The organism is Clostridium muellerianum (assembly GCF_012926525.1).
Lineage (GTDB): Bacteria > Bacillota > Clostridia > Clostridiales > Clostridiaceae > Clostridium_AM > Clostridium_AM muellerianum.
Genome location: NZ_JABBNI010000025.1, coordinates 259,237 through 276,761 on the forward strand (window position 1 = coordinate 259,237; position 17,525 = coordinate 276,761).

Genomic DNA, 17,525 nt, shown 5'->3' on the forward strand with positions numbered 1-17,525 from the left:
GTTTATGCTACCCCCAGATATTTTTTAACTGCCCTTAATTGTCCCATATAACCTGTACATCTGCATAAGTTGCCAGTTAAATAGTGAATTATTTCTTCTTCTGTTGGATTTTTAAGCTCATTTTTCATAGCAATTACAGTCATTATAAAACCTGGACTACAAAATCCACACTGATCTGCTCCTTCTGATACAAGAATTTTGGCAAACTCCTCTGCTTCTTTCTGTACTCCTTCTATAGTAGTAATATTTTTTCCATTAACTCTTATAGATAAAGTTGAACAGGATAAAGTTGGCTTTCCATCTATCCATACTGTGCAAAGCCCGCAGCAAGTTGTATCACAGCCTTTTCTTACACTCATTATTCCATTATTTCTTAAAGTATCTGCTAAAAACTCATCTTTTTCTATTTCAAAATTAACTTTTTTATTATTTATAATAACTTCTATTTGCACTGTAATACCTCCATTATTGCTCTCTTTATAAGAACTTTACACATAGATTTTCTATATTCTCCAGAACCCCTCATATTTGTTCCAAAACATAACTCTTCTGAAGCCATACTTGCTATATTCTCTATATTTTGCGTACTAAAATCTTCCCTTGATAACTCCTTTGATGCAGCTTTAGCAATTTTAGCATTTAAAGGTCTAGCTCCCACGACTATATTCCACTGATTTTCTAATCTTGAAACAGCTACATTTAATATTGGATAATCACTTATAGCATTTCTTAAATTTTCATAAACAGCTTTTCTATTATTTTTCTTTATAAATATTCTAGTTAAAATATCTTTTTCATAAGGTCTTTCTAAAAACTCTTCCAAAAACATTCTTTTTCCTTTATATAGTTCTACTTCTGTGTCCAAAGATAATAAAGCTGTTATTAAATCAGAAAAACCATACTTTGAGTATACAGTAGCACCTACAGTGACTACATTTCTAAACTGCACTCCTATTATGTTACTAACAGATTTAGGTAATAATCCATTAAAATATTCTTTAAACAAAGGACTTGTCTCAATATCTCTAAAAGTTGTCATAGCCCCTACTTCTATATATTCATTATCTTCTTTTATATAATTTAAATTAAGTTTTGATAAATCTATAGCTGTTCCTATTCGTTTTGCACCCATTCTTAAAAAGGCACATCCTCCAAGAATGGTATTGCTTTTTTTATCCGTAAGCATTCTATATGCTTCATCAATTGTTTCAGGTTGAACTAGATCTAGTATTGTAAACATATTAATCTCCTTATATATTATAATTTCTTATTTAAATTTCCATTATCATGTAATCTTGGGCAAAAATATGTATTGTTCGTGTTTTTATATTTTTACAGAATTTATTATATCATACATTTTATAAAAAACGAATATTTATTTATTTTTTTACAAAAAAATTTGTATATATACCCATTTTCATTAAATTTGCATGCTTTTTATAAAACATAATACACGATTTTATTTGTATACGATTTTAATCACGAATATTTTTACTTTTTAAAACACATATACTTCGTGATTATATTTAATTATTCTATATTTTACTTATAGGCATTATATCAAGTTTATCTTTAATAAGTATATGCGAATATCTTTATAAAGAATCTTAAAAAAATAACAAACTAATCCTCATTCAAAAAGTTTTTCTTATAAAAAAAAGCTGTGAAAATAAGGTCCTATCCCTTATGTTTCACAGCTCTAATTTATCCGATCGCTACCATTGCTAATACCCCCATCTTCTTTAAGTGGGGGATAGCTACTTTACGCGCCTGGATAAGTTCTTCTAAGGCTCAGATGGGTTAAATGTCTAAATGACATTTAACGAGTTTTTGCTCAGGTAAGAGGTATTCCTCACAAGCAAACTCCACCTGAGTCTAAGAATCACTTGATATACTATTTATTCTATTTTTGTTCTGCCCAATCTGCTGGATATGTTACATATAAAAACTTTGCATAGTTTGGTACTGAAAATTGTATTTTTGAGTTTTTAGGTATAAAGATTATATCTCCTCGATTTCCTACAACTTTTCTTCCATCTATATTAATTTCTAAAGTTCCTTCTATAACATAATCTACTTCATCATATGTTAATGTCCAGTCAAAACATGTCTTATCCATTTCCATAAGACCACATCCAAGTCTTGGACTCTCCTCTAAAGTTACAAGATCTTTAAGATAAACTTTATCTCCTTCTTTTCCTGTATCAAATTTTTCTGGTTTAACTGTATTTAATTTTACTGATAATATTCCACTTGGATCTACATGTTTTTCAAAGTCTTCCTTGTTAGTACTTCCAGTTAAAGTTTCTGTAATTATTTTTCTTACCATATCTTCAAGTAATTTTGAATCAATATTTTGCATATATATACCTCCTAATTTTACCAACTAATATTTAAGAATTCATCGCTTCACTGCCTGGGGCTTTACCTTCATTATTTTTAGATACAATACTGCTTTTAGAAGCTATTACACAAGCCAACATCACTGCCGTAACGCCTCCAACCAGCTTTCCAACTATCATAGGGAATATCATTTGTTTTGCCACACCTGCAACAAAACCTAAATGATCACCAAATACAAAAGCTGCACTTACAGCAAAGGCTACATTTATAAGCTTACCTCTGTCATCCATATCTTTAAGCATTCCAAACATAGGAATATTATTTGCAAGAGTTGCTACCATACCTGCTGCTGCAACATCATTCATTCCAAGAAGTGATCCAAGTCTCATAAGTGGCTTTTTAAATACTTTTGTAATTACATAAACCATAGGGAATGCACCAGCTAATACTACTGCAATATCTCCAACTACTTTAATTCCGTCATCTAGTGGAGTCATTCCTGGGATTATAACTAATCCTGTTAGCTTTTCTATTATTCCACAAGCAAGTCCTATTGTTATAAGTATAACTACAAATTTTCCGAACAAGTTAAATCCATTTATCATTTTTTCTGGTATTTTCCAAAGTCCTATAGCTATAAGCGCTGCAAAAATTACTATTGGTACTAAATTTCTAAGTATCATTCCTATTCCAAGTCCTGCTACAAGACCACCTATTAAACAGCCTATTGGAATTGTTATAATACCTGCAAGCACACCTGTTGCTAAGAACTTATGATCTTTTTTCTCGATGATTCCAAGTGCTACTGGAATTGTAAATACTATTGTAGGTCCCATCATTGATCCTAGTATTGCTCCTGCAAATAAACCTGCTGCTTTAGTTTCTGCAAGTTGAGTTGCAAGTGGAAATCCTCCCATATCACAAGCAAGTAATGTTGTTGCAAACATAGATGGATCTGCACCAAGAGCTTTATAAAGTGGAACTACTACTGGTTTTAACACGTTTGCAAGCACTGGAGCCAAACATATAACACCTACCATTGCTACAGTAAGTGAACCCATAGCCATAAAACCTTCTTCAAATTTCTCTCCTAGTCCGAACTTATTTCCAATACATTTATCAATAGCTGAAACAGCCATAAATACAACCATGATATATATAATTATTTCATTTATTTGCATGTTATCCCCATCCCTCCGTTTAAACATATTAAAGAAATACACTAATCAATAGTTATTTTTTTAACATGATTTATTTTAGTAAACTTTCTTCTACTTCCAGACTATCAATAATTCCAACAATCACTGCATCTATAGGGACTGCTTTTATATCAAAGGAAGACTTTGCTGCACTTCCCTTTGTTACAAGTACAGTTTCTCCTATCCCTGCACCTACATTATCAACAGCTACAAAGGCTGACCTTCCACCTTCATCCGTACTTTTAGACGGTGATACTACAAGAAACTTTAACCCATTTAACTTTTCATCTTTTCTTGTAGCCCATACATTGCCAATAACTTTTCCTATAACCATAGTTTTCCTCCAAAGCTACACTCTCTTTATTTTTAAATGGTTAATTCTAATAAAGTCTTGTGCAAGTGGTGTTAATATAGATTTTTTAAGTATGCCTATTTCCTTTACACCATCCATATAAAGCCTTCTTAAGTCTAATTCTGTTATAAGCTTTTTACTCAAAGAATTCTTTATAACCTCTTGTTCTTTTTCAATTTTTTCGCTTATACTGTTCTCATAAACTTCATGGTTCTGTGATCTGTGAATATCTTGTCCACATAACAATGTTCTTATTAAATTTCCTTCATTTAATATATCAACACCATTATATATAAGTTTTTGTTCATATTCTGTGTAAAGCTTATATAAGTTTTTATTGGCACCTGACATATATTTTCTATATTCTATTCCATCTTCTAAAACGTATACTCTTTTACCTTTAAAAAGTGCATTTATAATAATGTGTTCATATTCACCATTACAAAGTCCAAGAGCTAAATTAGATAAAACTTTTAAATTTAATTTTGATAATACAATTGCCTTATAACAGTCTACATTTATATCACTGCTATATGAATCAACTATATACTTTTCTTCTAAAGCTTCTTTTATATTAGAATTTTCAAAACAATCTTCCAGCAATAATACTTTATCCTTAATGTATCTATTCTCATCATAGGATAACTTTTGTATTCTTCTCATTACTTCTTTAGTAATCATATCTACTAAATTTTCCATATCCAATTATATCACATCCTTTATGGAAAGCTATTTTAAAATTTTTGCTCTTGTTCCTTTTACAAATCCACAAGCATTTGCTTCATCATAATCTATGTGCATAAAAGTTCTGAAGTTTTCATTTACCCTTATAACAACATCATCGAAAATTAAAGGTCTGCTGCTTAAAACTTTAACTTTAACTATCTCTTTATCCTTTACATTGTAAAAAGCTGCATCTTTAGGACATAAATGTATGTGTCTCTTAGCTACTATAGCACCTTCCTTAAAATCCTTAGAAGATTTTTCTGTTGCTACAGTAATTGCTGCACTGCCTTTAATATTTCCAGACTCTCTAATAGGAGCCTTTATTCCTAAAGAAAGAGCATCAGTAAGAGAAAGTTCTATTTGAGTATTTTTTCTTTCTGGTCCTAAAACCACTACATTTTTAATAGTACCTTTAGGTCCTATAAGTGTAACCCTTTCTTTGCAAGCATACTCTCCTACTTGAGACAACTCTTTTGCTTTTGTAAGCTTATACCCTGAGCCAAAAAGTAATTCTACATCTTCTCTCGAAAGATGTACATGCCTTCCAGAAGCTTCAACCTGTATAGAAAGTTTTTCTTCAATTCTTTTTAAAGCTTCTTGAACTATAAATTCCAAATCTAAACTTGCCAACCTTATACCCCTTTCTACTTATATTTACCTGTAAGATATCTAAACATTATTACATAAAAGCAGCTGCTTAATCTATTTAGAGCTCTTATGATATCTTCTCTTGATACCTCTCCCTCTTCATTTTTAAAAGCTTTAAATGCTTCTATTTCTACCTCACGAACAGCACTTCTTAATGAATTTATTGAAATTACAATTTCACCCATCTTATAACTTGTAAAAAAGTGTTCCATATTAAAATACTTTTTAGGATTATGAGAAATTTCTCTAATTTCCTTTTCATTCATTCCTATAAGATTAATATCTCTGAGAGGTTTCTCTAAAACTTCACACCTTAATATCTCTCTTACAAAGGATAAAATTTCTTCCAGCTCTAATACTAACTTTTCATTTTGAAGTTTTACTGCTAAAACTTGAGTTTCTAATATTTTAGACTCTAAACTATCTATTTTTCCTCTTAATACAATTTTTTTATGATCTTTAAATACTAACTTATTTCCATAAAGCTGAGTCATGTGTTCAGGTTTTTCCTCTAAATAACCACCTTGAAAGCACTTATATTTAGGAAAAATTTTACCCGAATCTTCACTTTGGTTTGAAACTTCAACTTTGCTATTTTTATTAGTTAATTTATCAACTATTACTAACTTAATATTTCTATCATTTAAATATTGTCTTGCAGACGGAGTTACAATAACCCCTTTTTCTATTTGAAAATTCTTTTCACCTTCTGGTAAATTTTTAAGTTCCCTTCTTACTCCTGCTTCTGTAAGTACCATAATTTTCACATCCTTTTTAGAATGTCCTATATAAACATACTATCCGTAAGTTAACTACCTAACGGATAGTATATTTTATTAGTTTCTAATAACCGCTAGCTTGTCCCCATGTTCTTAATCTGGAGTAAACAGCAATTCCTTTATCTATTTAAATAAATTTATTGAATTTCTACTTTTGGAAGTATTGCATCTACTTCTGTATGTGGTCTTGGAATTACATGAACTGATATTAATTCTCCAACTCTTTCTGCAGCTGCTGCACCAGCATCTGTAGCTGCTTTAACAGCTCCAACGTCTCCTCTTACCATTACTGTAACAAGTCCGCCTCCTACATGTTCTTTTCCTACTAAAGTAACATTTGCAGCCTTAACCATAGCATCTGCTGCTTCTATTGCTCCTACTAATCCTTTTGTTTCAATCATTCCTAATGCGTTTGTACTTGCCATTTTAAATTCCTCCTAAATATTTAAATAATTTTATTTTAATTTATAATCTTTTACTTATTAACCTTTAAGTTTTTCTAGTAATTTTTCAACTATTGCATTTATATATTCTTCATTTAAATCTTTTAAATTTTCACAAGAAGAAACTTTATCTTCTCCTCTTAACTCTTCTATTTCTTTAACTCCATAAACCATTCTTCTTATATTGATTAAATTCATAGGTCCTATATTATCAGAAGTTGAACTTCCACCTACTGCTCCACAGCCTAAAGTTAGCGCTGGAACAAGATTTGTTGCTGCTCCTATTCCACCTAAAGCTCCTGGAGTATTTACAAGAATTCTTGAAACTGGTTTTTTTAGTGCAAATTCTCTTATTATATCTTCATTTTTTGAATGAATTATAAGAGTATGTCCAGCCCCTTCGTTATTTAATACATCTATACATTTTTCACATGCTTTTTCCCAATTTTCTTCACAATAAAATGCTAAAATTGGAGCAAGTTTTTCTCTTGAATAAGGATATTGTTTTCCCACTCTTGTTTCCTTAGCAATAAGTACTCGTGTACCTTCTGGTATACTTATACCTGCCATTTCTGCTATATTCTTAGGACTCTTACCTACAATTTTAGGATTCATTGTTCCATTAGCTCTTAATATAAATTTTGATAATCTATCTGCTTCTTCTTCTGTCATGAAGTATCCACCTTGTTTTTTGAACTCTTCAATAACCTTATCTTTTGAACATTCTTCTACTACTACTGATTGCTCAGAAGCACATATTGTTCCATTATCAAAAGTTTTACTATCTAAAATTCTCTTAACAGCTAATTTTATATCTGCAGATTTTTCTATGAATGCAGGTCCATTTCCAGGTCCTACTCCTATGGCTGGTGTTCCTGAACTGTATGCTGCTTTTACCATTGCTGATCCACCAGTTGCAAGTATTAAAGCTACATCTTTATGTTTCATAAGTTCAGATGTGCCTTCCATACTTGGAACTGTAATACCTGCTATAGCTCCTTCTGGACATCCTGCTTCAACTGCTGCTTTAGAAATAATTTTAATAGTTTCTAATATGCAATTTTTTGCATTAGGATGTGGTGAGAAAACTATAGAATTTCCACCTTTAACAGATATCATAGCCTTATATATAACTGTTGAAGTAGGATTTGTTGAAGGTACAAGACCTGCTACAACACCTACAGGTACTGCTATCTCTGCAATTTTCTTTTCCCTATCCTCATTTATGATTCCTACGGTTTTCATATCTTTTATATATTCATAAACTGACTTGCTGGCAAAGGTATTTTTTATAATTTTATCTCTCCACTTACCAAATCCTGTTTCTTCTTCTGCCATTCTAGCTAATTTTTCTGCATTTTTAGCTCCAGCATCTGATATTGCCTTAACTATTTTATTTATTTGTTCCTGACTCATTGCTGCAAGTATCTTTTGAGCTTCTTTAGCTTTTGATACAAGACTTCTAACTTCTTGAATAGATATTAAGTCCTTATCTATAACGTCCATCTATTTACTCCTCCTTATAATAGGTTAGTATTTCTTGAATCAGCTTATCTTTTCTAGCAAATTTAATTTGTTTGTTTGTCATAGGCGATTTCATTGATCTTACTAATCTTCGTAATTCTTCCACAGTTTTCTTTTCTAACTCTTTTGCAAAATCTTCATTTACAATTTCTTCAGTTATAACTTCCTCAGTTTTTTCACATGTTATGTTTTTATTTTCCTCTGCATCATTTAAAACTTTTTCAACAATTACATCTTCACAAATAGAATCATTATCTTCTATAGTTTCAGTCTTTTGTGTATCATTGACATTACTTTCAATTAGCTGTGAATTTTTTTCTACAATACTCCAGGTACTTATATCTGGTCTTGCTATAACATGTGTTGAAATAAGTTTAGAGATTTTTTTAGCAGCTTCTTCTGCAGCTTGTACTGCTGAATTAACAGCTCCTACATCTCCTTTTATCTTTACAGTAACTATTCCACCTTTTACTTTTTCACATCCTATTAAATCAACATTAGCAGCTTTAAGTGCCGTATCAGCAGCTTCTATGGCACCAAGGTAACCGTATACTTCTATTAACCCTAATGCTCCATTATTCATAAAGTTACCTTATCTTAAAAAGCTGTTGGGTTTTCAGCTACAAACTGAACTGCTGCAGCAAAAGCATCGCATGCTGCTTTACAAGCTGATTGACTTCCTGTTAATAATCCTCCACCAAAGTTAGTTTCTGATGGTGGTCCGTAAAATGCTGCTAAACTTACATCTGCTGCTTTTAAAGCTGCATCTAATCCATACATTGCCTCAAGAGGAGGTGCTATTAAATAAGCTATTGCTTCTCCTTCTTTTATATTAGCTACTTTAGAAAGGTATGTTCCAGTTCTTGATATGCAATGAGCATAATATACTATTGAATCGTCATCATTAGCACTTACAAAATGTGCTCCATTTTCTACAAAGTCAAGAAGTGAGTTAAGTCCACTTCTAACTTCTGCTGGATTTGGTCCTGCAAGTATACCTATAACTTCACCAACTAATTTTGTACTTGCATTAGCAGAACCTGCATACATTGATTTTGCATAAACTACATCTACATCTGCTGCTTTTGTAGCTTCATCTAAAGCAGTGTAAGTTACATCATCTATATCTGATGTTATTAAACCAAGACTTTTGTGATGTGATTCTAAATTAAAGGCTTTAGCCATTTCTGGACTGACATTTGAAATTATCTTTACACTTAATACTGTTGCACGAATAGCTTCGTTTTTCATATGCTTTTCCTCCTAAACCAGTTAAATTTTTAAATCTATACCGCTTGCTTTTTTATCCAAAATTTCTTTTATGATTTCAGCTATATGTGCTCCTGCTTCAACTGGTGCTGTTCCACCTTTGTGTATGTTGGAAACAACAGTTCTTCTAGCTTCTGGCATATTTACTGTTGCCTTATAAGCTATATACGCACTCATACTTTCTGCTGTTACAAGACCTGGTCTTTCTCCTATAAGCACGCAAGTAACATCTGCCTGTAATGCTTCTGAAATTACATCCATAGCTCCTACTCTTCCGTATTTTACAAAGAAAGTAGTTCCAACACTTAAATTATAAGAATTAAGTCCCTGCATAATAGCTGGAAGTATATCCCTGATATTAGCTTCTATTGCAGCTGAGCTTAAGCCATCTGATACATAAATTTGAACCTGTGGTTTGTTAGTGCACTTAGATTTAATTTCATCTATTGTTTCCTTTGAAAATTTTCTTCCTAAATCTGGTCTTGTTATATATTCGTCCTTATTTTCACATAAAGTTTTTACTGAGAAAAGATTTTCTTCCTTTAAAAATTCCTCAGAAACGTCCGAAAATACTGAATCCTGTGCTGCTGCATGATCTGCTCTAAATCTAAGTGAAGTTTCTGTTTTATATCTTGGACCAGCTCTCCATATTCCAATTCTTGCTGGAGTCTTTTCTTTCATTTTTAAATATCCTTCAGCATCTGATGGATTTGGTACTAAAAGCTGCTCTTTTATATTAATTTCTGTTATATCATCTACAAATCCATTTTCTACCTGAGATGATGATACACATTCTTTATGCTCAATTTCTTTTTTAACTTCCTCTTTTTTATCACTTGTCATTTCCGTTAAAAGTTGGGAAACTAATTGTTTTAATTCTACTTCTGATATCATTGATATTTCTCCTTTCACTATTTAAGAAATACAGATGCATCTCCTGCTTTTTTAGTTAATTTTCCATTTTCTATAAAACCCATTTTATTAAGCCATTCATCAAATTCCTTTATTGGTTTTAGGTTTAATAATTCTCTTAAAGTAGCTGTATCATGGTATCCTGTACATTGATAGTTAAGCATTACATCATCACCATGTGGCACTCCCATAAAGTAGTTACAACCTGCTGCTGCAAGAAGTACAGCTAAGTTTTCTATGTCATTTTGATCTGCTTTCATATGGTTAGTGTAACAAGCATCACAACCCATTGGTATTCCTGTAAGTTTGCCCATGAAATGATCCTCTAATCCTGCTCTTATAACCTGTTTGCTATCATATAAGTATTCAGGTCCTATAAATCCAACTACTGTGTTTACAAGGAAAGGATTGTATTTTTTAGCAAAACCATAACATCTTGCTTCCATAGTAAGCTGGTCAACTCCATGATGGCTGTCTGAAGATAATTCAGATCCCTGTCCAGTTTCAAAATACATTACATTTGGTCCTTCTGCAGTACCTTCTTTTAATGCAAGTTGTCTAGCTTCTTCAATCATGTCTCCAGTTATTCCAAAAGCTTCATTTCCTTTTTGCGAACCTGCTATACTTTGGAATATAAGATCAGTTGGAGCTCCTTTTCTTACAGCTTCCATTTGAGTTGTTACATGTGCAAGTACACAATTCTGTGTTGGTATTTTCCATTTATTTTTAAATTCATCAAATTTCTTTAATACTTTTGTTACACTTTCCACAGAATCATCAACTGGGTTTAATCCTATAACAGCATCTCCTATACCAAAGCTTAAACCTTCCATAAGGGAGGCAAGTATTCCATCAGGATCATCTGTAGGATGGTTAGGTTGAAGTCTTGCAGATAAAGTTCCATCTAATCCTATAGTTGTATTACAGTGAGCAGATATTCTTATTTTTTTTGCTCCATATATCAAATCTAAATTTGACATTAATTTTGCTACAGCAGAAACCATTTCACTAGTTAATCCTCTGCTTACTCTCTTTATATCAGCACCAGTAGTGTCCTCATCTAATATCCATTCTCTTAATTCTGATACTGTCCAATTTTTTATTTCATTATAAATTTTTTCATTTACTGCATCTTGAATTATTCTTGTTACTTCATCAACTTCGTATGGTACTGCTGGATTATTTCTCAAATCTTCCAAAGTAACTTCTGATAAAACTACCTTAGCTGCTACTCTCTCCTCAGAAGATTCGGCAGCAATTCCAGCAAGCTTATCTCCTGATTTTTCTTCATTAGCTTTAGCCATTACTTCCATCAATGATTTGAATTTATATACATGTCCAAATAATTTTGTTTTTAATTTCAAAACAATTCCCTCCTTTGTATTATTAAGAATTAAATACCAATGTCTTAATTACTACAGGTACTACCTTTCCATCTGCTAATGGCTTACCAATATCAATGTAGTCCCCATTTTGAACTTTTATAGCATCTATACATATAACTGGTTTATTAAACTTTAAGTTATTCTGTATAGTTTGTCCCAAAACCTTAGCAATATCATTTTCTACTACAACTATAATAGGAAAATCCTCTTTAATTATTTCTGTCATACTTTCTATTAACACACTAGAGATCTCTTGAATTTCTTTAAAACTAGGATTCTTCTTAGCTTTTAAAGCAAGTGCCACTGGCTGAATTTCATTTTCTAAAACAAACCAGTTTAATTTTTCTTTTATAACTTTAGTAAGTTCTTTAGGATCTAATTTTTCATCTTCTGAAGATAACTTTAATATTGGAAGATTTTTTATAGGAAGTTTATCTTCTGTGTAAGTTATAGTACTTCCACTTATATCTGTAGTATGTGAACCTGCACCTACCACTGTAGCTCTTATAGTTTCTTGAGATTTTTTTAAGTTTAACTTTTCACATAAAAAAGATTTTTTAATAGCTTGACCTAACAATATTCCTATATCACCATATTTAAAAATTTCTCCATCTGGTTCATTGTATATATAATCTGCAACGCCTCCTGAAAAAGTTATGCATTTTATATCTTTTTTAAGATCTAATCCTTTATTAGTTATAATTCTTTCATAAAATCCTGATCTTTCCCTAAGCCCTACGCTTTCTTCCAAAAGCTTTACCATTTCATCTACTACAGTAGAAAGCTTATCCTTTGAAGCTTCCTCACCCTCTTGAATTTCAATTTTCTTTAGCTTACATAGCTCTTTTACTTTTTCTGCTATGTAGATTATTTTTTTTGAGGATTTATCAATTTTTATGAGTCTTCCACCTATGTCAAGGCATCCAACTTCTACTAATTCTCCTCTATTAAATACTGCACTATTTGTAGTTCCTCCACCAATGTCTAAATTAACTACCACAGTATTTTCTTCCTTAGATATTCTGTCTGCACCTGCACCTTTTCCTGAAATTATTGACTCAAGATCTGGTCCTGCAGTTGCCACTACAAAATCTCCAGCAAACCCACTTAATTTTTGTATTACATCATTGGCATTGTTCTTTCTTGCAGTTTCTCCTGTTATAATTACAGCTCCTGTTCTAACATCTTCCTTAGATACTCCTGCTTTCTCATATTCACTTTTTACAATTTCTCTTACCCTTTCACCATTAATTTCTTTTTGAGATATAAGAGGTGTAAAGTAAATATCACTTCTATATACAATTTTCTTATCCACTATACTTATTCTTGGTACAGAAAAACTTGAAGCTGTATTTTCAATTGTTATATTACTAAATATAAGTTGTGTAGTAGATGTTCCTATGTCAATTCCTACACTTAAAATCTCTTCTTTCACTTTCAATCCTCCTTCCTTTTAAAAATACAAAGAGGCTTAAAATTATTATTTAAATTTAAGTTTAAATAATAATTTTAAGCCTCTTTGCTTGATTATATAAACACGCCTTTGTGTTTAATTCACTATTTTAATTTTTAAAATCAAATCTTATTTTTGTTCCTTTGCTATTTGAAACTATATCTATATCTCCATTTAATTTATCTTTTACTAAATTCTGTACTATGCTTAAACCAAGACTGTTGCTTCTCTTATTTTTAATATCAAAACCTATTCCATTATCTATTAAGTTTATAGCAGAATAAATTTCGCCTTTTTTAATTATTATATTTATAATTCCTGAATCCTTATTTTTAAAAGCATAGTGCATAGAATTTTGTAATAACTCATTTACAACTAATGCTATAGAAGTTGCCTTATCAGAATCTATTTTAAAATCGTCACCTTCTAAATTTACTTTTATATTTTTGCTTTCACCATCAAAATATTTTACACTATTGTTTTTTATATTGCTTATTACATCCTGAATATTTACTTCATCTATACCTTCCTTAGCAAGAATCTCATGGGTAGCTGCTATACTTAATATCCTATTCATACTTTCATTTAAAGACTCTTTTGTATTTTCATTATCACTTCTCCTAGCTTGAAGCCTTAAAAGACTTGCTACGGTTTGAAGATTATTTTTAACTCTGTGGTGTATTTCTTTAATAGCCACAGATTTTAATATAAGTTCTTTTTCCTTTTGTTTCATACTGGTTATGTCCTTAATCATTATAATAAGTTTTATTGTCTTTGCTGGTATAAATATTCTTTTTAATTCTAAAAACAAATTTCCAACATTAACTTCTTGTACTTGAATACTTTGACCTGAAGAAGTATTCTCCATACTAATGTCTTTTATAACATTTTCAAATGTAGAATTATCAAAGGATATATTATTATAATCCATACCAATTAACGTATCCTTATAACCTAATTTGGAATAAAGCCTATCAGCTTTAGGATTTTTAAACCTTACTATACCATTTTCATCAAACATGATTATAGCTTGATCTAAATTGTTAGTTATAGGATTGCCACCTTCAGTTATAGACATAAGTGTATCTGTTAATGTTTTATATCCTTCAGTTAGCATTTCCACATATCTGTCATTATTAATCTTACCTGTTACATCTTTTTCTATTATAAGTGCACCTATTACCCTATTATTATTTTCAATAGGTGCAACATTTTGTCTCACATTTACCATTTCTTGAGTTACAGCTTTTAATTCCTTGGTAGCTATACCAAGCTCTAATGTTCTTAATACTGCTGGCTCATTATCTCTATAAGCTAATTTCCCAACTACTGAATTTTTATACATACTCTTACCACTTAGTGGTTTTGCTTCTGCTACTACTATTGCTACATCTTTATCTCTTGTTGGACAATCTATAAATACATTTCCATTAGATACATCTGCTAAAGGTTGTATTGAACACACCATATCTTCTATTTTTAATATATCATAATTAGTTAAATCGGTATATTGTATACATAATTCTCTTATGTTTGAATTACGCATAATTCGAAAGTATTACCTCCGATATTTGTTTCATGGTGCATCTTTTATTCATACTTAAATTTCTAATTCTAGAGTAAGCATCTTCTTCACTAATGTTTTCTTTTTTTATTAACAATCCTTTAGCCTTTTCTATTGTTTTTCTTTCTTCAAGTTTCTTACTAACATTTTCAAGATCTTCCTTCATCTTTTTAAGTTCTCTACTTTTAGATATTGCTACCTCAAGAGTAGGAACTAAAGATTTTTGATCTAGTGGTTTTACCAAGTATCCTATTGCTCCAACTTTAGCTGCTTTTTCAATAAAATCATTTCCACTGTAGGCTGTAAGAAGCACTACTCCACCTGCTAAATTTTCATTTTGAATTATTTTTGTAGCATTTAGTCCATCAAGTATAGGCATCTTTATATCCATAATCACCAAATCCGGCGAATATTTTCTACAAAGCTCCACTGCATCAAATCCATCAGAAGCTTCTGCTACCACATTGTACTTAGCTTCTTCCAGCATTTCTCGTAAATCCATTCTTGTAATAGGTTCATCATCGGCTATTACTATTCTTTTTAACATATCTTCACCTCATAAATAAAAAATATATTTAAATAAATTTTAATGAATACATTTTTTTATTTCATCTATACCTGAACTTTCTGTACTACTAACTTTAAATATCTTTTTAGCGCCTGCAATTTCAAGTAACTTTTGTGCCCTTTTTATGCTGTCTTCACATTTACACAAATCTATTTTTGTTATAATTCCTATAACTGTCTTTTCAAAAGCCCCCGCAAATTCTGGTGGAAATAAACTTTCTTCCTCTGTACAATCCTGAACAAATGCAATTATATCTGCCTCCACTGAAGATACTATTAAAGCTTTATAATAAGCTCTATTTTCTATGTATTCTCCAGGAGTATCGATTATATTTTCACAAACTTCAATAGCTTGAGTTTTTTTATATTGCACACATTCTTTATTTAGCACCTGAGTCAATGTAGTTTTTCCAGAGCCTGTCCTTCCTATGAGCAATAACGTTTTCATATTTAATATAACTCCTCTAATACTTTAATTATTTAAAAATACTTTATGACTTTGTAATAGGCGATGCTGAAAAAGAATTTGTGTTAGTTAAAACATTGAGCACTGCTTTAACAGCTGACTCTACACTTCCTACATCCCCTGTTATAACTAAAGAACCACTGAATCTGTCTAAAAAACCTATTGATACTCCAGCTGCTTTAGTTGCTACATCTGCAGCTATTATAGACGCTTCACTTGGAGTTATAGTGAGAATGCCTATGGCATCTTTTATCTCAGAAACAAGTCCTAACTTCTTATATATATCCTTATTGGGATTGGCTATAATATGAGCTAATGTTACCTGTTTCCCTGGCACATATTCTTGAATTATTCTTTGTTTGTCTTCCATAATGCATTATCACCTCTTTCAAATAAAATAGGCCTCTTAAAAATAAAATATATTTCTAAGAAGCCTCATTGCTTTTCTAAATTCATACACTTCATTGTGTATCTATGATTAAATATTACACTTTTTGATTAAATATGTCAATATATTTTTAAAATTTATTACTATTTGCCATTGTACGACTTTTTAAGTAATTCAATTATTTCTTCAATGTTTAGATCTTTAGGGTTTGTACTACTACATCTGTCATTTATAGACTTTTGTGAAAGTGTAGTCAATTCATCATAAAATTTCTTCTTATCCAATCCTGCTTCTTTAAATGAATTTGGTATTTTAAGATCTTTTAATAGCTTATTTATAGCTGATATAAGATTTTTTACTCCCTGTCTCACAGTTGGACATGGAAGTCCCAAAATACTTGCTATTTGTGCATACTTTTTCGCAGCATTACTATCTGAGCAATCTGAATAATTGTAAATTGAAGTATTTTTCATATCTGCATTAAATTCTATTACATAAGGTAATAATATAGCATTAGTTCTTCCATGAGAAAGGTGGAATCTTCCTCCTATTGTATGTGCTATTCCATGATTTATGCCTAATGAAGCTGAATTAAATGCTATTCCTGCCATACAGGATGCATTGTGCATTTTTCTTCTAGCTTCCATATTATCCCCCTGCTTATATGCAGCAATTAAATTTTCAAAAACCATTTTTATAGATTTTTCAGCTAAAGCATCTGTATAATCTGTGGACTTTAATGAAACGTAAGCTTCAATTGCATGCGTCAAAACATCCATACCTGTATCTGCTGTAATAAAATCTGGAACAGTCTTTACAAGTTCTGCATCAAGTATTGCTTCGTCTGCTAAAAGTTCATCTGAAATTAAAGGATATTTTATACCTTTTTCTTTATCCGTTATAACTGAAAAATTAGTAACTTCTGATCCAGTACCACTTGTAGTTGGTATAGCAATAAATTTAACTTTTTTCTTATTTGTACTGCTTTGTAATTGATTTGATATTTTATTTCTAAATAAACGTATAGCTTTTGCTGTATCAATAGCCGAACCACCACCTAAAGCCACTACAACATCTGGATCAAATTCCATTATAACCTTTACACCTTTAATTATATTTTCTATAGGTGGATCTGGTACTACATCTGAAAATATTGATAAATCCATATCTGTATTTTTAAATTTATCCACTATCTTATTTATAGAACCTGATTTAACCATAAAAGGATCTGTTACTATAAACACCTTATTACATTGTAACTCACTCAATCTTTTTAAAGACCCTTCTCCAAAAAAAATACTTGTTTTTAATTTAAAATCTTCCATGTAAATCCTCCTTATGTTTAATATTGAAACTCATCCTCCTATGGTCGGATGAGTAATCTATGGTCTTAAAATCACAGATTTTGAATGTCTGCTTAAATAAAAAAGCCCCACAGGAAATTTAATTTCCTATGGAGCTACTCTGCTTCTCTAGAATGTACTTCTTTGTACACCAATTTTTTTTA

At 30.9% G+C, this 17,525-nt stretch carries 20 protein-coding genes; all 20 read right to left on the reverse strand.

The annotated features are described in order from the left end of the window. Positions 1-2: 2 nt before the first annotated feature. The 20 genes from HBE96_RS14130 to HBE96_RS14225 all read right to left on the reverse strand — a co-directional run bounded on the left by HBE96_RS14130 (position 3) and on the right by HBE96_RS14225 (position 17,343). Positions 3-452, reverse strand: a complete 450-nt coding sequence (locus tag HBE96_RS14130; RefSeq protein ID WP_169298375.1) for a 2Fe-2S iron-sulfur cluster-binding protein — start codon at positions 450-452, stop codon at positions 3-5. Next, positions 443-1,240 (reverse strand): FAD binding domain-containing protein, encoded by a 798-nt coding sequence (locus tag HBE96_RS14135; RefSeq protein WP_169298376.1) that lies wholly within the window; start codon positions 1,238-1,240, stop codon positions 443-445. Before HBE96_RS14135 ends, HBE96_RS14130 begins: the two co-directional genes overlap by 10 nt. A 663-nt stretch (positions 1,241-1,903) precedes the next feature. Then, positions 1,904-2,362 (reverse strand): cupin domain-containing protein, encoded by a 459-nt coding sequence (locus HBE96_RS14140; protein WP_169298377.1) that lies wholly within the window; start codon positions 2,360-2,362, stop codon positions 1,904-1,906. 31 nt (positions 2,363-2,393) lie between these two features. Beyond that, positions 2,394-3,524 carry an ethanolamine utilization protein EutH gene (gene eutH / locus HBE96_RS14145; protein ID WP_169298378.1) on the reverse strand — a complete coding sequence of 377 codons (1,131 nt, stop codon included), beginning with the start codon at positions 3,522-3,524 and terminating at the stop codon, positions 2,394-2,396. A gap of 70 nt (positions 3,525-3,594) precedes the next feature. Then, positions 3,595-3,876 (reverse strand): EutN/CcmL family microcompartment protein, encoded by a 282-nt coding sequence (locus tag HBE96_RS14150; RefSeq protein WP_169298379.1) that lies wholly within the window; start codon positions 3,874-3,876, stop codon positions 3,595-3,597. Positions 3,877-3,891: 15 nt separating this feature from the next. Continuing rightward, on the reverse strand, positions 3,892-4,599 hold the full coding sequence (locus HBE96_RS14155; RefSeq protein WP_169298380.1) for a hypothetical protein: 708 nt from the start codon (positions 4,597-4,599) through the stop codon (positions 3,892-3,894). A 24-nt stretch (positions 4,600-4,623) separates the two neighbouring features. Further along, a complete protein-coding gene (gene eutD / locus HBE96_RS14160; RefSeq protein WP_425350742.1) occupies positions 4,624-5,256 on the reverse strand; it encodes an ethanolamine utilization phosphate acetyltransferase EutD in 633 nt (210 codons plus the stop codon). 8 nt (positions 5,257-5,264) lie between these two features. Beyond that, on the reverse strand, positions 5,265-6,026 hold the full coding sequence (locus HBE96_RS14165; protein WP_206154936.1) for a cobalamin adenosyltransferase: 762 nt from the start codon (positions 6,024-6,026) through the stop codon (positions 5,265-5,267). 158 nt (positions 6,027-6,184) lie between these two features. Next, positions 6,185-6,472 (reverse strand): BMC domain-containing protein, encoded by a 288-nt coding sequence (locus HBE96_RS14170; protein WP_169298382.1) that lies wholly within the window; start codon positions 6,470-6,472, stop codon positions 6,185-6,187. 57 nt (positions 6,473-6,529) lie between these two features. Next, on the reverse strand, positions 6,530-7,996 hold the full coding sequence (locus tag HBE96_RS14175; RefSeq protein ID WP_169298383.1) for an acetaldehyde dehydrogenase (acetylating): 1,467 nt from the start codon (positions 7,994-7,996) through the stop codon (positions 6,530-6,532). A gap of 4 nt (positions 7,997-8,000) precedes the next feature. Then, positions 8,001-8,597 (reverse strand): BMC domain-containing protein, encoded by a 597-nt coding sequence (locus HBE96_RS26695; protein WP_169298384.1) that lies wholly within the window; start codon positions 8,595-8,597, stop codon positions 8,001-8,003. Positions 8,598-8,611: 14 nt separating this feature from the next. Further along, entirely contained in the window at positions 8,612-9,265 is a 654-nt protein-coding gene (gene eutL, locus HBE96_RS14185; RefSeq protein ID WP_169298385.1) for an ethanolamine utilization microcompartment protein EutL, read from the reverse strand. A 21-nt stretch (positions 9,266-9,286) separates the two neighbouring features. Continuing rightward, complete coding sequence (gene eutC / locus HBE96_RS14190) at positions 9,287-10,174, reverse strand: ethanolamine ammonia-lyase subunit EutC (RefSeq protein ID WP_169298477.1); 888 nt, start codon at positions 10,172-10,174, stop codon at positions 9,287-9,289. A gap of 20 nt (positions 10,175-10,194) precedes the next feature. After that, on the reverse strand, positions 10,195-11,559 hold the full coding sequence (locus HBE96_RS14195) for an ethanolamine ammonia-lyase subunit EutB (RefSeq protein WP_169298386.1): 1,365 nt from the start codon (positions 11,557-11,559) through the stop codon (positions 10,195-10,197). Positions 11,560-11,581: 22 nt separating this feature from the next. Continuing rightward, the gene (eutA, locus tag HBE96_RS14200; protein ID WP_169298387.1) at positions 11,582-13,015 is read right to left on the reverse strand and encodes an ethanolamine ammonia-lyase reactivating factor EutA; all 1,434 of its coding nucleotides are present in this window, start codon (positions 13,013-13,015) and stop codon (positions 11,582-11,584) included. Positions 13,016-13,142: 127 nt separating this feature from the next. Further along, complete coding sequence (locus HBE96_RS14205) at positions 13,143-14,579, reverse strand: sensor histidine kinase (protein ID WP_169298388.1); 1,437 nt, start codon at positions 14,577-14,579, stop codon at positions 13,143-13,145. Beyond that, complete coding sequence (locus HBE96_RS14210; protein WP_169298389.1) at positions 14,572-15,144, reverse strand: ANTAR domain-containing response regulator; 573 nt, start codon at positions 15,142-15,144, stop codon at positions 14,572-14,574. The genes HBE96_RS14205 and HBE96_RS14210 overlap by 8 nt, the downstream gene beginning before the upstream one ends. A 39-nt stretch (positions 15,145-15,183) precedes the next feature. After that, positions 15,184-15,612, reverse strand: coding sequence for a EutP/PduV family microcompartment system protein (locus tag HBE96_RS14215; protein WP_169298390.1), 429 nt, complete (start codon positions 15,610-15,612; stop codon positions 15,184-15,186). 43 nt (positions 15,613-15,655) lie between these two features. Further along, positions 15,656-16,000: a BMC domain-containing protein gene (locus HBE96_RS14220; RefSeq protein ID WP_169298391.1), complete on the reverse strand. Its 345-nt coding sequence runs from the start codon at positions 15,998-16,000 to the stop codon at positions 15,656-15,658. A gap of 161 nt (positions 16,001-16,161) precedes the next feature. Further along, a complete protein-coding gene (locus HBE96_RS14225; RefSeq protein WP_169298392.1) occupies positions 16,162-17,343 on the reverse strand; it encodes a 1-propanol dehydrogenase PduQ in 1,182 nt (393 codons plus the stop codon). Positions 17,344-17,525 lie beyond the last annotated feature (182 nt).

Coding starts and splice junctions, on each gene's coding strand:
- HBE96_RS14135 (WP_169298376.1), bottom strand. CDS start 1,240: ATGTTTACAATACTAGATCTAGTTCAACCTGAAACAATTGATGAAGCA.
- HBE96_RS14140 (WP_169298377.1), bottom strand. CDS start 2,362: ATGCAAAATATTGATTCAAAATTACTTGAAGATATGGTAAGAAAAATA.
- eutH (WP_169298378.1), bottom strand. CDS start 3,524: ATGCAAATAAATGAAATAATTATATATATCATGGTTGTATTTATGGCT.
- HBE96_RS14150 (WP_169298379.1), bottom strand. CDS start 3,876: ATGGTTATAGGAAAAGTTATTGGCAATGTATGGGCTACAAGAAAAGAT.
- HBE96_RS14165 (WP_206154936.1), bottom strand. CDS start 6,026: ATGGTACTTACAGAAGCAGGAGTAAGAAGGGAACTTAAAAATTTACCA.
- HBE96_RS14170 (WP_169298382.1), bottom strand. CDS start 6,472: ATGGCAAGTACAAACGCATTAGGAATGATTGAAACAAAAGGATTAGTA.
- HBE96_RS14175 (WP_169298383.1), bottom strand. CDS start 7,996: ATGGACGTTATAGATAAGGACTTAATATCTATTCAAGAAGTTAGAAGT.
- HBE96_RS26695 (WP_169298384.1), bottom strand. CDS start 8,597: ATGAATAATGGAGCATTAGGGTTAATAGAAGTATACGGTTACCTTGGT.
- eutL (WP_169298385.1), bottom strand. CDS start 9,265: ATGAAAAACGAAGCTATTCGTGCAACAGTATTAAGTGTAAAGATAATT.
- HBE96_RS14205 (WP_169298388.1), bottom strand. CDS start 14,579: ATGCGTAATTCAAACATAAGAGAATTATGTATACAATATACCGATTTA.
- HBE96_RS14210 (WP_169298389.1), bottom strand. CDS start 15,144: ATGTTAAAAAGAATAGTAATAGCCGATGATGAACCTATTACAAGAATG.
- HBE96_RS14215 (WP_169298390.1), bottom strand. CDS start 15,612: ATGAAAACGTTATTGCTCATAGGAAGGACAGGCTCTGGAAAAACTACA.
- HBE96_RS14220 (WP_169298391.1), bottom strand. CDS start 16,000: ATGGAAGACAAACAAAGAATAATTCAAGAATATGTGCCAGGGAAACAG.
- HBE96_RS14225 (WP_169298392.1), bottom strand. CDS start 17,343: ATGGAAGATTTTAAATTAAAAACAAGTATTTTTTTTGGAGAAGGGTCT.